Annotated in this window: 13 protein-coding genes and 1 riboswitch; of the genes, 6 read left to right on the top strand and 7 right to left on the bottom strand. The window is 62.2% G+C overall.

Going from position 1 to position 13,781, the window contains the following annotated elements:
• Positions 1–68 precede the first annotated feature (68 nt).
• The 4 genes from mrdA to IBX54_RS07220 are packed head-to-tail and all read right to left on the bottom strand — an operon-like array spanning position 69 to position 4,609.
• The gene (mrdA, locus tag IBX54_RS07235; RefSeq protein WP_296541995.1) at positions 69–2,069 is read right to left on the bottom strand and encodes a penicillin-binding protein 2; all 2,001 of its coding nucleotides are present in this window, start codon (positions 2,067–2,069) and stop codon (positions 69–71) included.
• A 33-nt stretch (positions 2,070–2,102) separates the two neighbouring features.
• Positions 2,103–2,633, bottom strand: coding sequence for a rod shape-determining protein MreD (gene mreD, locus IBX54_RS07230; RefSeq protein ID WP_296541994.1), 531 nt, complete (start codon positions 2,631–2,633; stop codon positions 2,103–2,105).
• Positions 2,630–3,550, bottom strand: coding sequence for a rod shape-determining protein MreC (gene mreC, locus IBX54_RS07225; RefSeq protein WP_296541993.1), 921 nt, complete (start codon positions 3,548–3,550; stop codon positions 2,630–2,632). The genes mreD and mreC overlap by 4 nt, the downstream gene beginning before the upstream one ends.
• A 15-nt stretch (positions 3,551–3,565) precedes the next feature.
• Positions 3,566–4,609 carry a rod shape-determining protein gene (locus IBX54_RS07220; RefSeq protein WP_296541992.1) on the bottom strand — a complete coding sequence of 348 codons (1,044 nt, stop codon included), beginning with the start codon at positions 4,607–4,609 and terminating at the stop codon, positions 3,566–3,568.
• 199 nt (positions 4,610–4,808) lie between these two features.
• On the opposite strand from IBX54_RS07220, the gene gatC reads away from it, so the two are divergent.
• From gatC to gatB, 3 genes are read left to right on the top strand one after another with little or no spacing between them, the layout of a single operon-like run.
• Positions 4,809–5,108: an Asp-tRNA(Asn)/Glu-tRNA(Gln) amidotransferase subunit GatC gene (gatC, locus tag IBX54_RS07215; protein ID WP_296541991.1), complete on the top strand. Its 300-nt coding sequence runs from the start codon at positions 4,809–4,811 to the stop codon at positions 5,106–5,108.
• 20 nt (positions 5,109–5,128) lie between these two features.
• A complete protein-coding gene (gene gatA / locus IBX54_RS07210; protein ID WP_296541990.1) occupies positions 5,129–6,625 on the top strand; it encodes an Asp-tRNA(Asn)/Glu-tRNA(Gln) amidotransferase subunit GatA in 1,497 nt (498 codons plus the stop codon).
• A gap of 2 nt (positions 6,626–6,627) precedes the next feature.
• Complete coding sequence (gatB, locus tag IBX54_RS07205) at positions 6,628–8,127, top strand: Asp-tRNA(Asn)/Glu-tRNA(Gln) amidotransferase subunit GatB (protein WP_296541989.1); 1,500 nt, start codon at positions 6,628–6,630, stop codon at positions 8,125–8,127.
• A 6-nt stretch (positions 8,128–8,133) separates the two neighbouring features.
• Here gatB and IBX54_RS07200 read toward each other — a convergent pair whose 3' ends face one another.
• From IBX54_RS07200 to pyrE, 3 genes are read right to left on the bottom strand one after another with little or no spacing between them, the layout of a single operon-like run.
• Positions 8,134–8,391: a hypothetical protein gene (locus IBX54_RS07200; protein WP_296541988.1), complete on the bottom strand. Its 258-nt coding sequence runs from the start codon at positions 8,389–8,391 to the stop codon at positions 8,134–8,136.
• The gene (locus IBX54_RS07195) at positions 8,388–8,813 is read right to left on the bottom strand and encodes a DUF4124 domain-containing protein (protein WP_296541987.1); all 426 of its coding nucleotides are present in this window, start codon (positions 8,811–8,813) and stop codon (positions 8,388–8,390) included. Before IBX54_RS07195 ends, IBX54_RS07200 begins: the two co-directional genes overlap by 4 nt.
• The gene (pyrE, locus tag IBX54_RS07190; protein ID WP_296541986.1) at positions 8,804–9,526 is read right to left on the bottom strand and encodes an orotate phosphoribosyltransferase; all 723 of its coding nucleotides are present in this window, start codon (positions 9,524–9,526) and stop codon (positions 8,804–8,806) included. The genes IBX54_RS07195 and pyrE overlap by 10 nt, the downstream gene beginning before the upstream one ends.
• 10 nt (positions 9,527–9,536) lie before the next feature.
• Between pyrE and IBX54_RS07185 the strand changes: the two genes are divergently transcribed.
• The 3 genes from IBX54_RS07185 to IBX54_RS07175 all read left to right on the top strand — a co-directional run.
• Positions 9,537–10,328: an exodeoxyribonuclease III gene (locus IBX54_RS07185; RefSeq protein WP_296541985.1), complete on the top strand. Its 792-nt coding sequence runs from the start codon at positions 9,537–9,539 to the stop codon at positions 10,326–10,328.
• Between the two features lie 23 nt (positions 10,329–10,351).
• A complete protein-coding gene (locus tag IBX54_RS07180) occupies positions 10,352–11,458 on the top strand; it encodes a calcium/sodium antiporter (RefSeq protein WP_296541984.1) in 1,107 nt (368 codons plus the stop codon).
• Positions 11,459–11,468: 10 nt separating this feature from the next.
• A riboswitch (S-adenosyl-L-homocysteine riboswitch) is annotated at positions 11,469–11,538 on the top strand.
• Between the two features lie 27 nt (positions 11,539–11,565).
• Positions 11,566–13,781, top strand: a 2,216-nt coding sequence (locus IBX54_RS07175; protein WP_296541983.1) for a dihydropteroate synthase, incomplete at its 3' end; no start/stop codon positions are given.

Genomic DNA, 13,781 nt, shown 5'->3' with positions numbered 1-13,781 from the left:
GGTGTTTTTACTGGTGGTCAGCGCGCTGATCCTGAAAACCAGTTTTGATGCGTTTTTGCGCTAGATCGTTACTGAACCGGCAACGACGCGGCTGACGCTGCCGACGCAGGCGGTAGCGCCGCCACTGAACCGCGCGGCCAGGGAAGGTCTGCAGCCAGCAGCGGCTGGCCCACGGGCGCTGACGCCTGGCCCTTGCGCACCAGGGCCATGTCTTCGTCGTTGGGGTAGAGGCCCAGCAGGTAGTAATCAAACGCCCGGCGCGTGATCGGGGCGGCTGAGGTCGAACCGAAACCGGCGTTTTCAACAATCGCGGCCAGCGCTATCTTGGGGTCGTCGGCGGGGGCAAAGGCGATGTAAAGCGCATGGTCGCGCCTGCGCTCTTCCATGCGGGCGGCGTTGTATTTTTCGTTCCTGGCGAGCGAAACCGCCTGCGCCGTTCCCGTTTTCCCGCCGCTGAGGTATTGCGCGCCAGCAAACACGCGGCGCGAAGTGCCATCCTGCGTCACCCCCACCATGGCACGGCGAATGGTGTCCACGTGTTCGCGTTTGAAGCCCAGATCGACAGCGGCTTGCGGCGCGACCCGCTCACTTGCCTGACTGCCGGGCAGCTGTGTCGCCGATACCAACTGGGGTGGGTGTTTGATGCCGTTGTTGGCCACGATGGCGGTGGCCTGCGCGAGTTGCAGCATGGTGAAGCTGTTGTAGCCCTGGCCAATGCCCAGCGAGATGGTTTCGCCAGCGTACCAGCGCTGTTGATCGGGGCGCTTGAAGTAATTGCGCTTCCATTGCTGGCTGGGCAGCACGCCGCGCACTTCGCCGTTAATGTCGATGCCGGTGCGCTGGCCAAAGCCCAGCGGTGCCATGAAGTCGTGCATGACATCGACGCCGAGTTCATTGGCCAGCGTGTAGAAGTAAACATTGCTCGACTCGACAATGGCACGGTGCATGTCCATCGGGCCGCCGCGCTCGTTCTCGGGACTGCCGAAGCGGTGGCCACCGAACACGAAAAAGCCGGGGTCGTTGATGATGGTGCGCGGATCGCGTTTGCCAGTGGCAAGCGCCGCCAGCGCCATGAAGGGTTTGTAGGTGGAGCCCGGCGGATAGGTGCCGCGCAGCGCCCGATTCAGCAGCGGTTTGTCGATCGACTCGTTGAGGCCCTGCCAGCTTTCCTGGTCAATGCCTTCAACGAACAGGTTGGGGTCGAAGGTGGGCTTGCTGACAAAAGCCAGCACCTCACCGCTCTTGGGGTCAAGCGCCACCAGCGCGCCGCGGCGCTCGCCATACATGTCCTCAATGAGTTGCTGCAGCTTGATGTCAATCGACAACTTGACGCTCTTGCCGGGTGTTGCGGGCTGGCTCGACAGGCGCCGGGTGGCGCGACCGCCGGCCGAGGTTTCCATGGCATCGACACCGGTGGTGCCGTGCAGTTGCGTCTCGAAACTTTGCTCGACGCCGAGCTTGCCGATGTAGTCGGTGCCGCGGTAATTGGCGGCCTCCCCGGATTCTTCGAGTCGCTCTTTTTCAGCGGCGTTAATGCGCCCGATGTAGCCAATCACGTGGCTCGCCAGTTCGCCATAGGGGTAACTGCGAAACAGCCGCGCCTTGATATCGACGCCGGGAAAGCGGTAACGCTGGGCGGCAAAGCGCGCCACTTCTTCGTCGCTGAGGCGGCTGCGCAGCGGGATGGACTCGAAACTCTTGCCTTCCTCGCGCAGTTTTTTGAAGCGGCGCCGGTCGCGCGGGGTAATGTCGATGAGCTGCGCCAGGTCATCGAGCGTTTGCGCCAGGTTGGCTGTCTTTGATGGGGTGATTTCGAGGGTGTAGGCCGAGTAATTGGTGGCCAGCACGATGCCGTTTCGGTCCAGGATCAGGCCACGGTTGGGCACGATCGGCACCACCGCCGTGCGGTTGTTTTCGGCCTGGGCGCGCAAGTCGTCATGGCGCAGCACCTGCAGGTAGATGAGGCGTGCCACCAGCAGGCCAAAACACAGCAGCACCAGCAGGCTGGCCACCAGCACCCGCAGGCGAAAGCGGGCCAGATCGAGTTGGACGTTGCGGATGACTTTCATGAACGCTACAGCGCAGTGTCGGAGCCAGCGGGCTTACAAGGGCCGGTTGGCATCCGGATCGGGTGCGCGCTTTTGCGGCAGCAGCAACAGCACGCTCACCAGCGGCCACAGCAGCGCCTCCAGGAATGGCGCAAGCAGCAGTGACCAGCCCGGAAAATCGTCGCCAGCGAGCAGGCGAACCAGCAGCATCAGCGCCTGGGACACCACAAACAGAGGCAACACTTGCGCCGCCTGCGAAGGCACGCTGAACCACAGCAGGCGGCGGTGCATGGCGATGGCCAGAAAGCTCAACACAGCATAGGCCAGGGCATGCTGGCCGAGCAAGGCGCCTTGGTGCACGTCCATCGCCAGGCCCAACAGGAACGCCGCGCTCATGCCAACCCGCAGCGGCTGGTGGATGGTCCAGAACACCAGCACAAGTGCCAGCACATCGGGCAGCCAGGCACTGCGCCCGAGCAAGCCCATGTTGACCAGCATGTTAAAGCCCAGGGCGGCCAGCAGGCTGCTCCAGATGAAAAGCGAACTGGCCGGCAGCAGCAGTTGCTGGCCGCGCGGCATGATCATGGCGGACCTCCCCTGCGGGCGGACTTGGGCTCGGCTTGATCTGCGGGTCTGGCCAGAATCGGGTCGGTCAGGGGTTTGAGCACGAGCACATGCAGACTGCCATCCAGACTGGCGACCGGCGCCACCGTGATGCGGACAAAGCCCGAGTCGGGGCGGTTTTCCAGTTTTAGCACGCGCCCCACCTGCAGGCCGGGCGGGTAAACGCCATCCACGCCGCTGGTGGTGAGCAGATCACCCGCAGCCATATCGACGTTGGAGTCCAGATAGCGCAGTTCCAACGCAGGGCTGCCCAGGCTGGCGTTGCCAAAAGCCAGCCCGCGGGCACCGGTACGCGCGTTGAGCACAGGAATGGCCTGGTTGGGATCGGTGATCAGGGTGACTTCGCTCACGGCGGGGTAAACCCGCGTGACCTGGCCCAACACACCCGACTCATCGAGCACCGGTGCTCCCGCCGCCACGGCATCGAGGGCGCCCTTGTCGAGGATAACTTTGCGGGTGTAGGGGTCGGCGGCGTCGTACAGGACCTGGGCCGCCAATGCCGGCGTGTTGATGCGCGCGCGCATCTCCAGCAAGGCGCGCAGGCGGGTGTTCTCGAGCGTGAGCTGCTCGACTTGCTGGGCGCGCTGGGACTGCAGACCCAACTGGTACTGGGCCGCGGCCTCACTGGCCTGGGAGCGATTCAGGGATTCAAAATACTGGCTACCGCCCTGCACCCAAACAATGGGGCGCAGCACCAGCCATTGCACCGGGTAAAGCGCGGTGGCAATCACATCACGCAGCGGCTGGGTGACATGAAAACGCACATCGGCCAGCATCAGCAAGAGCGCCAGCGCGCTGAAAAAAACCAGCTTGGACAGGGCCGACGGACCCTGCCTGAAAAAAGGCGGTGGCGTGCTATCCAGCGTACCAAGTGGCATCGCTGCGTGGCTCGCTTATTCGCTGGTAAAAATGGAGCCCAGACGATCCATCTGCTCCAGCGCCATACCACAGCCGCGCACCACGCAGGTCAGCGGGTCTTCGGCCACCAGCACCGGCAGGCCGGTTTCTTCGGCCAGCAGACGGTCCAGATCACGCAAGAGCGCGCCGCCGCCGGTGAGCATCATGCCGCGGTCGGCAATATCGGCGCCCAGCTCAGGGGGCGTTTGCTCCAGCGCATTCTTGACGGCCGACACAATGTTGTTGATCGGGTCGGTCAGGGCTTCGAGGATTTCGTTGCTGGAAATGGTGAAGCTGCGCGGCACGCCCTCGGACAGGTTGCGGCCACGCACTTCCATCTCGCGCACCTCGCTGCCCGGAAAAGCCGAGCCAATGTTTTTCTTGATGGCCTCTGCGGTAGGCTCGCCAATCAGCATGCCGTAGTTGCGCCGGATGTAGTTGATGATGGCCTCATCGAAGCGGTCGCCACCCACGCGCACGCTGCCTTTATAAACCATGCCGCCGAGCGAGATCACGCCCACCTCGGTGGTGCCGCCGCCAATATCGACCACCATCGAGCCACTGGCCTCGCTGACGGGCAAACCGGCACCAATGGCGGCTGCCATGGGTTCCTCGATCAAATAAACGTCGCTGGCACCGGCGCCCAGCGCGCTTTCGCGGATGGCGCGGCGTTCCACTTGCGTTGAGCCGCAGGGCACGCAAATGATGATGCGCGGGCTGGGCCGAAAGATGGAGCGCGGGTGCACCATCTTGATGAACTGCTTGAGCATTTGCTCGGTGACTGTAAAGTCGGCAATCACGCCGTCTTTCATGGGCCGGATGGCCTCGATGTTGCCAGGCACCTTGCCGAGCATGGCCTTGGCTTCCTTGCCAACCGCCTGGATGGTTTTTTTGCCTTGCGGGCCGCCTTCGTGGCGGATGGCGACGACTGAGGGCTCATCGAGCACAATGCCCTTGTCGTGCACGTAAATCAGGGTGTTGGCGGTGCCGAGGTCAATGGCGAGGTCAGTCGAGAAATACTGACGGAATGATCCGAACATGGGTAAATCCTTTGGGCACATGGGGCGCTTCGGCCTGCATGTCACCGGGTAACGGGTTCAAAATGGGTTAAATTTGGGCTTAAGGACGTGCTGCTGCACGCTGGTGCTCAAGGCATGGATAATACCCTATTGCCTGTGCATAACTTTTTCAAAAGCCATGTTTTGGCCTTCATTTACACCCTGTTTCGATTGAACACCCATGTCACTTTCCATTGCAGATATCGACCGGCTGGCGCATTTGGCGCGGCTTGGCCTGGAGCCTGATGAACGCGAGCGCCTGCACACCCAACTCAATGATTTTTTTGGCATTGTGGAAAAGATGCGCGCTGTCGATACCAGCGGCATCGTCCCGCTGGCGCATCCCGTGGAGATCATGGGCGACGTGGCACTGCGCCTGCGCGACGACATCGCCAGCGAGCCCAATCAGCGCGAAGACAATATGCGCAATGCGCCCGCACGTGAGGCTGGCCTGTTCCTGGTGCCGCGCGTGATTGAATAAACCAAAAAGAACACCTCATCATGACGCAAATTTCCTCTGATCTGCACGATCTGACGGTGGCCCAACTGGCCTCGCTTTTGAGCACACGCAAAGTCTCGGCCGTTGAGACCGCCCAGCATTTTCTGACCCGTGCCAGCGCCCATGCCCAACTCGGCGCCTTTCTCGACCTGCAGCCCGACACCACGCTGGCGCAGGCCCGTGCTGCCGATGTCCGCCTGGCCGACGGCAGCGCCGGGCCTTTGACTGGCGTGCCGCTGGCGCACAAAGACATCTTTGTCACGCGCGATTTCGCCACCACCGCGGGCTCCAGAATGCTCCGGGGCTACAAATCGCCGTTTGACGCCACGGTGGTTGCAAAGCTGGGCGCAGGCGTGCCCGGCACTCCTCCTGGCGCAGGCATGGTGACCTTGGGCAAGCTCAATTGCGACGAATTTGCCATGGGCTCGGCCAACGAAAACTCGGCCTATGGCCCGGTCAAAAACCCCTGGGACACGAGCTGCATTCCCGGCGGCTCATCGGGCGGCAGTGCCGCGGCCGTCGCGGCCCGCCTGACCCCAGCCGCCACCGGCACCGACACCGGCGGATCGATCCGCCAACCCGCCTCGTTCTGCGGTGTCACCGGCATCAAGCCCACCTACGGCCGCGCCTCGCGCTACGGCATGGTGGCCTTTGCCTCCAGCCTCGACCAAGCCGGGCCATTGGCACGCAGCGCCGAAGACTGCGCCTTGCTGCTGGGCGCCATGTGCGGCCCCGACCCCGACCGCGACTCAACCTCGCTCGACCTGCCCACTGAGGACTTCTGCCGCAACCTCAACGCCGATCTGGCAGGCTTGCGCATCGGCATTCCGGCCGAGTTTTTTGGCGACGGCCTCGCCCCCGACGTGCGCGCTGCGGTCGATGCTGCCCTGAAACAACTGGCGCAACTCGGCGCCCGGCTGGTGCCCATTTCGCTGCCGCGCACCGAGCTGTCGATCCCGGTCTATTACATCATTGCGCCGGCCGAAGCGTCGAGCAACCTGAGTCGTTTTGACGGTGTCAAGTTCGGCTATCGGGCCCCGCAGTACACCGACCTCAACGACATGTACCTGCAAACCCGGGCGCAGGGTTTTGGTGACGAGGTAAAACGCCGCATCATGATCGGCACCTATGTGCTGAGCCACGGCTATTACGATGCCTATTACCTGCAGGCGCAAAAGATCCGCCGCATGATCGCCGACGATTTTCAGCAGGCCTTCAAGCAGTGTGACGTGATTGCCGGGCCGGTGGCACCCACCGTGGCCTGGAAGCTCGGCGGCCACAGCGACCCACTGGCTGACTACCTGGCCGACATCTTTACCCTGCCCGCTTCGCTGGCGGGCTTGCCCGGCATGAGCTTGCCGGTGGGTTTTGGCGCTGGCCACCTGCCGGTGGGCATGCAGCTGATCGGCAACTACCTGGGTGAGGCGCGCCTGCTCAACGTGGCGCACCGCTTCCAGCAAGCCACAGATTGGCATACGGCGAAGCCGCAAGGAATTTGACCATGAACACCGCAGTACAAGACAAGAAACCCGCCGCTCAGCTGCTGGTGCAGGGTTACGAAGTCGTCATCGGCTTCGAGACACACGCCCAGCTCTCCACCCAATCCAAGATTTTCAGCCGGGCACCGACCGCCTTCGGCGCCGAGCCCAACACCCAGGCCTGCGCGGTGGACCTGGCCTTGCCCGGCACGCTGCCGGTGATGAACAAGGGCGCGGTGGAGCGCGCCATCGAGTTCGGCCTGGCCGTGGGCTCGCACATTGCCGAGCGCAGCGTGTTCGCGCGCAAAAACTACTTTTACCCCGACCTGCCCAAGGGCTACCAGATCAGCCAGTTCGAGATTCCGGTGGTGCAGGGAGGCGCGATCGAGTTTTACCTGGAGAACGGAAAAGGCACCGGGTCGGTGCTGGAAAAAAAATCGGTGCGCCTGGTGCGTGCCCACCTCGAAGAAGACGCGGGCAAGTCATTGCACGAGGACTTCATTGGCCAGACCGGCATTGACCTGAACCGTGCCGGCACGCCCTTGCTTGAGATCGTGACCGAGCCCGACATGCGCGGAAGCAGCGAGGCGGTGGCCTATGCCAAGGAGCTGCACAAGATCGTCACCTGGATCGGCATTTGCGACGGCAACATGCAGGAGGGCTCGTTCCGTTGCGATGCCAATGTGTCGGTGCGCAAGCCCGGTGCCGAACTCGGCACCCGGCGCGAAATCAAGAACCTGAACAGCTTCAAGAACATGCAGCAGGCCATCGACTTCGAGATTCGCTGGCAAATCGAGGAGCTGGAAGACGGCCGCGCCATCCAGCAGGCCACCGTGCTGTTCAACCCTGACACGGGTGAGACCCGTGCCATGCGCACCAAGGAAGATGCCGCCGATTACCGCTACTTCCCCGACCCCGATCTGCCGCCGCTGATGATTGGCCGCGACTGGGTGGAGCGGGTGCGCGCCGAGATGACCGAGTTGCCGCGCGTGATGGCGCAGCGTTTTGTGGCCGACTACGGCCTGTCGGACTATGACGCCACAGCCCTCACGCAAAGCCGCGAGGTGGCGGCCTATTTTGAGGCCGCAGCACAAGCCTGCGGCCAGCCCAAGCTGGTCGGCAACTGGATCATGGGCGAAATCTCGCGCCGGCTCAACCTGGCGGAGGCCGACATCAGCGCCTGCCCGATCACGCCAGCGCAATTGGCGCAACTGGTCAGTCGCATCCAGGACGGCACCATCTCCAACAACGCCGCACGCCAGGTGCTTGATGCATTGTGGTCAGAGCCGCAAGGCACGGTTGATGCCCTTATCGAAGCCAAAGGGCTCAAGCAGATCAACGACAGCGACGCGCTTGAAAAAATCGTTGATGCCGTGCTGGCTGCGAACCCGAAAAACGTGGAGCAATACCGCGCCGGCAACACCAAGGCGCTCAATGCGCTGGTGGGGCAAATCATGAAGGGCAGCCAGGGCAAGGCCAACCCGCAGCAGGTCAATGCCCTGTTGCTGCAAAAACTGGCGTAGGCTTTTTCAGCGTCCAGGCGCTGGCGACTCGCTGCCCTGCCTGGCACGCCACATTGGCAGCAGACGCAGGAGATACTGGTCGAAGCGCGCGTTGATCCGCTCGATCTCGCTGTCCTGCTCAGCCATGAAACGCTCTTGCGCGGCCAGACTTTGCGTCAATTCACTGACCTGCCGTTTTAACTTGGGCGGTGCTTTGCCGGGGTCCTTGGCATAAAACGCCAATTCATCGTCGAGTGTGGCGCGCTCGGCTTGCAGCGCCGTCATACGCGCTGCTGCCGCCTGCTTGACCAGGATGATTGGGCCACTGCCTCTTCCCGCTCTTTTTGGTGCGCGGCCTGATTCGGGTAGCGGATCAGCAGGGAGCGGTTCAGGCTCTTTTCTTCTTTCCTGCGGGCGATTTCCTGTTGTTCAGCTTTTCTGGCAGCCTCGATTTGGCTGCGTTCGGCAGCGGTCAGCACAGGCCCCAGCCTGGCTTTGACGGTACCGCTCGGGTTGAGAATGGTCTGCTCGCGATCCATGCATTCCATGATGGGGCGGTCAGAGCTGCGCTTGCGCCCTTTGGCATCGACACAGGTGTAAATCTGGCTGCCATCTGCGGATTGGGCCCACAATGTTGAGCCAAATACCGCCAGCATGAGCCAGACACAATCGCGCCAAAGCCGGGCTGGTCGGACTGCTATTGACACGCTGCGGCCTCGTTGATGCCATACCGCGCGCGATAGGCCTGCACCCGCTGGTGGGCGTCGGCCAGACCGGGCACCGGGTGCTGCGCCAGGTAGTGCATCAGGTCGTCAAGCCGGGCAATGGCACACACCTGCAGGCCCAACTGCTGTTGCACATATTGCACCGCGCTGTGGTTCACGTCGGCGCCGTTTTCTGTGGCTTTTTCCTGCCGGTCAAGGGCGATCACCACGGCGTGCGCGCTGGCACCGGCCGCCTCGATCAGGGCGATGGATTCACGCACTGCGGTGCCGGCCGACATCACGTCGTCAACAATCAAGATACGGCCCTGCAGCGGCGCGCCCACCAAACTGCCACCCTCGCCGTGGTCTTTGGCTTCTTTGCGGTTGTAGGCAAACGGCACGTTACGGCCCAGCCGGGCCAGCTCCACTGCGAGCGCCGCACCCAGCGGAATGCCCTTATAGGCGGGGCCAAAAATCATGTCGAATTCGAGACCGCTGGCCAGCAGGCGCTGCGCATAAAATTGCGCCAAGCGGCCCAGTTTGGCACCATCGTCAAACAGGCCGGCGTTGAAAAAATAAGGGCTCAGCCGCCCCGCCTTGGTCTTGAATTCACCAAAGCGCAGCACCCCGCAATCCACCGCAAACTGAACGAAGTCCAGCGCCAGCGCATCCTGGCTTGGCATCGGAGCAGCTTGGGGTTCTTCACGCTCTGTCATGGAAAAATCCTTGTTCAAATTAACCAGCCTCAATCTCAATGGTATCCGCTCGGCCAGCAACAAAGGCTTGCAGGCCTGGGTCAGCAAGACAGCGCCCGATTGTATTTGCGTGCAGGAAATCAAGGCCCAGGCCGATGACGTGGCCGGGCGCTTTGACGCACTTGACGGCTTGCGTGGCTACTTTCATTTTGCCAAAAAAAAGGGTTACTCGGGCGTGGGCATTTACAGCCGCCGGGAGCCCAGCGAGGTCATCACCGGCCTGGGCGTGCCCGAATTCGATGCCGAAGGCCGTTATGTTGAATTGCGTTTTGACAGCGCTGTGAGCAAGCGCTCCATCATCAGCTGCTATTTTCCCAGCGGCTCGTCGGGCGAAGAACGGCAGCAGGTCAAGTTCAGATTTCTGGCGGCAATCTACCCGCATTTGCAGCGACTTAAAACCGAACGCGAGTTTGTGTTGTGCGGCGATGTCAACATCGCGCACCAGGAAATCGACCTGAAAAACTGGAAAAGCAATCAGAAAAACTCGGGCTTTCTGCCCGAAGAGCGGGCCTGGATGAGCCAACTGCTCGGCGACGGTGGCCTGGTCGATGTGTACCGCCGCCTGCACCCCCACGCCACCGACGAAGCCTACACCTGGTGGAGCAACCGGGGCCAGGCCTACGCCAAGAATGTTGGTTGGCGGCTTGATTACCACTTGGCCACGCCGGGTTTGGCGGGCGGTGCACAATCCGCCGCCATCTACAAAGCCGAGAAGTTCTCGGATCACGCACCGCTCACCATAGCCTACGACTGGGCACACTGACCTCACACGCATACACCGAGCGAATGACCATGACACTACTGATGTTTGCAGGCGGCCTGATGGCCCTGATTCTGGGCGCTGAGCTGCTGGTGCGCGGCGCCTCGCGGCTGGCTTTGACGCTGGGCATATCGCCACTGGTGGTGGGTCTGACGGTGGTGTCGTTTGGCACCAGTGCGCCCGAAATGGCGGTCGGCGTGGGTGCTGTGCTGGCGGGCAATGCCGACCTGGCGCTGGGCAATGCGGTGGGCAGCAATGTTTTCAATGTGCTGTTCATCCTGGGGCTGTCGGCCATGATCACGCCGCTGGTGGTCAACATCCAGCTCATTCGGCAAGAGGTGCCCATCATGCTGGGGGCCAGCCTGCTGCTGTTTTTGCTGGTGCTCGACGGCAACCTGGGTTTTCTTGACGGCATCATGCTGATGACGCTGATGATTGCCTACACCGTTTTTCTGGTGTGGCAGTCGCGCAGCCAGGGCCAGGCCGCGCAAGACGAATACGCCGCCGAGTTTGCACCAGACCAACCCGCACCCTGGCTTGACCGCCTGTCTGTGCAGTTGGCACTGATCGCAGTGGGCCTGGGGCTGCTGGTGGCAGGCTCAGACTGGCTGGTGCAGGCCTCGGTGGTGTTTGCCAAGGCACTGGGCGTAAGCGACCTGATCATAGGCCTGACCATCGTCTCGGCCGGCACCTCCATGCCCGAGGTGGCCACTTCGGTCATGGCGGCCCTCAAGGGGGAGCGCGACATTGCGGTAGGCAACGTGGTGGGTAGCAACACCTTCAATATTCTGGGCAGCCTGGGCCTTGCAGGCGTGGTGTCTGGCGCGGTGGGTGCCGGCGGGCTGGTGGTGCCGGCGGCCATGCTGAACTTCGACCTCTGGGTCATGACGGCCGTGGCGCTGGCCTGCCTGCCGGTGTTCATGACCGGGCGCGAGATTGCCCGCTGGGAAGGCTGCATGTTTTTTGGCTACTACCTGGCTTATGTGGGCTATCTGGTGCTGGCAGCGCAAAACCATATGGCGCTGGCTGCGTTTTCGGGCGCGATGCTGAGCTTTGTGCTGCCGCTGACCGTGATCACCCTGGTGGTACTGGCTTTGCGCCAACCCGCACCCGGTGAGGGCAACAGCCCTTAAAATCAGCCTCCTCCAAGGAGCGTTGCAGCGGGCCGCATGGCCGGCCAGGCTTGGATATATCTCAACGACGCTCACCTGATCATTATTGAACTCCACAGGTGAGTCGCATGTCTGAAATTATTGTCCCCCCCATGAAGTTGTCCGGCCTGGAGCCGTTGACCATTGGCATTGCCGCTTCGGCTGAAGTACCAAGTGTTGAGGACAGAGCTAAAGATTTGTCCCCAAAGTTGCAGACAGCCACCTTTGTCAACATTGGCGAGCGCACCAACGTGACCGGCTCCAAGGCTTTTGCCCGCATGATCCTCAGCGGCGACTTTGATCAGGCCCTGAGCGTGGCACGCCAGCAGGTGGAAAACGGCGCGCAGATCATCGACATCAACATGGACGAGGCCATGCTCGACAGCCAGGCCGCCATGGTGCGCTTTTTGAACCTGATTGCCTCCGAGCCCGACATCTCGCGCGTGCCGGTGATGATCGATTCGAGCAAGTGGAGCGTGATCGAGGCCGGGCTGCGTTGCGTGCAGGGCAAGGCGGTGGTCAACTCGATCAGCATGAAGGAAGGTGTGGACGCGTTCAAACAGCAGGCCAAACTGCTGCGCCGATATGGTGCTGCCGCCGTGGTGATGGCGTTTGACGAGCAGGGCCAGGCTGACACCTACGAGCGCAAGATTGGCATCTGTGAACGCGCCTACCGCATCCTGGTGGACGAGGTGGGCTTTCCACCCGAAGACATCATTTTTGACCCCAACATCTTTGCCATTGCCACCGGCATCGAGGAGCACAACAACTACGCGGTCGATTTCATCAACGCCACGCGCTGGATCAAACAGCACCTGCCGGGCGCCAAGGTCAGTGGCGGCGTGTCGAATGTGTCGTTCAGCTTCCGCGGCAACGACCCGGTGCGCGAAGCCATCCACACCGTGTTTTTGTACCATGCCATCCAGGCCGGCATGGACATGGGCATCGTCAATGCCGGCATGGTCGGCGTCTATGACGACCTCGCGCCCGAACTGCGCGAGCGCGTTGAAGACGTGGTGCTGAACCGCCGCCCCGACGCCGGTGAGCGGCTGGTGGACATTGCCGAAACCGCCAAGAGCGGGGCCAAAGATGAGAGCAAAAAGCTCGAATGGCGCGGCACGCCCGAGCAGCCCGTGAGCGTGGCGCAGCGCCTGAGCCACGCCATGGTGCACGGCATCACCGACTTTATTGTCGAAGACACCGAAGAAGCCTACCAGCAAACAATAGCCAAAGGCGGGCGGCCATTGCATGTGATCGAAGGCCCGCTGATGGCTGGCATGAGCATCGTCGGCGACCTGTTTGGCCAGGGCAAGATGTTTTTGCCGCAGGTGGTCAAAAGCGCGCGCGTCATGAAGTCGGCGGTGGCGCACCTGATCCCCTACATCGAAGAAGAAAAATTGCGCGACGAAGCGGCCGGGCGCGACGTGCAGACCAAGGGCAAGATCATCATTGCCACGGTCAAGGGCGACGTGCATGACATTGGCAAAAACATCGTCACGGTGGTGCTGCAATGCAACAACTTCGACGTGGTCAACCTGGGCGTGATGGTGCCCTGCCATGAAATCCTGGCGCGCGCCAAGGCCGAGCGCGCCGACATCATCGGCCTCTCAGGCCTGATCACGCCGAGCCTGGAAGAAATGGCCAACGTGGCCGGCGAGATGCAAAAGGACGACTACTTTCGCATCAAGAAAATCCCGCTGCTCATTGGCGGCGCCACCACCAGTCGGGTGCACACGGCGGTCAAGATTTCACCGCATTACGACGGCCCGGTGGTCTATGTGCCCGATGCGTCGCGCAGCGTCGGCGTCGCACAAAACCTTTTGGGTGAAGGCGTTGACGCGTTTGTGCAGGAGATTGGCACTGACTACGCGCGCGTGCGCCAGCAGCACGCCAACAAGAAGGTCACGCCGCTGTGGCCGCTGGCCAAGGCGCGCGCCAACAAGACGCCGATCGACTGGGCCAGCTACCAGCCGACCGCGCCGAAGTTCATCGGCCGGCGCGTCTTCAAGAACTTCGACCTGAGCGAGATCGCACAGTACATCGACTGGGGCCCGTTCTTCCAGACCTGGGACCTGGCCGGGCCGTTTCCGGCCATCTTGGACGACGAAGTGGTCGGCGCTGAGGCAAAAAAAGTGTTTGCCGACGGCCAGGCCATGCTCAAGAAGATCATCGAGGGGCGCTGGCTCAGCGCCAATGGCATTGTCGGCCTGTACCCGGCCAACCGCGTCAATGACGATGACATCGCGCTTTACACCGACGAGAGCCGCAGCAGCGTGGCGCTGACGTGGTATGGCCTGCGCCAGCA

It is taken from the genome of Rhodoferax sp., assembly GCF_014859475.1.
In the GTDB taxonomy this organism is placed as follows: Bacteria; Pseudomonadota; Gammaproteobacteria; order Burkholderiales; family Burkholderiaceae_C; genus Rhodoferax.
Note: the sequence above shows the minus strand (reverse complement) of the source record. Positions and strands in the feature narration are given on the sequence as shown.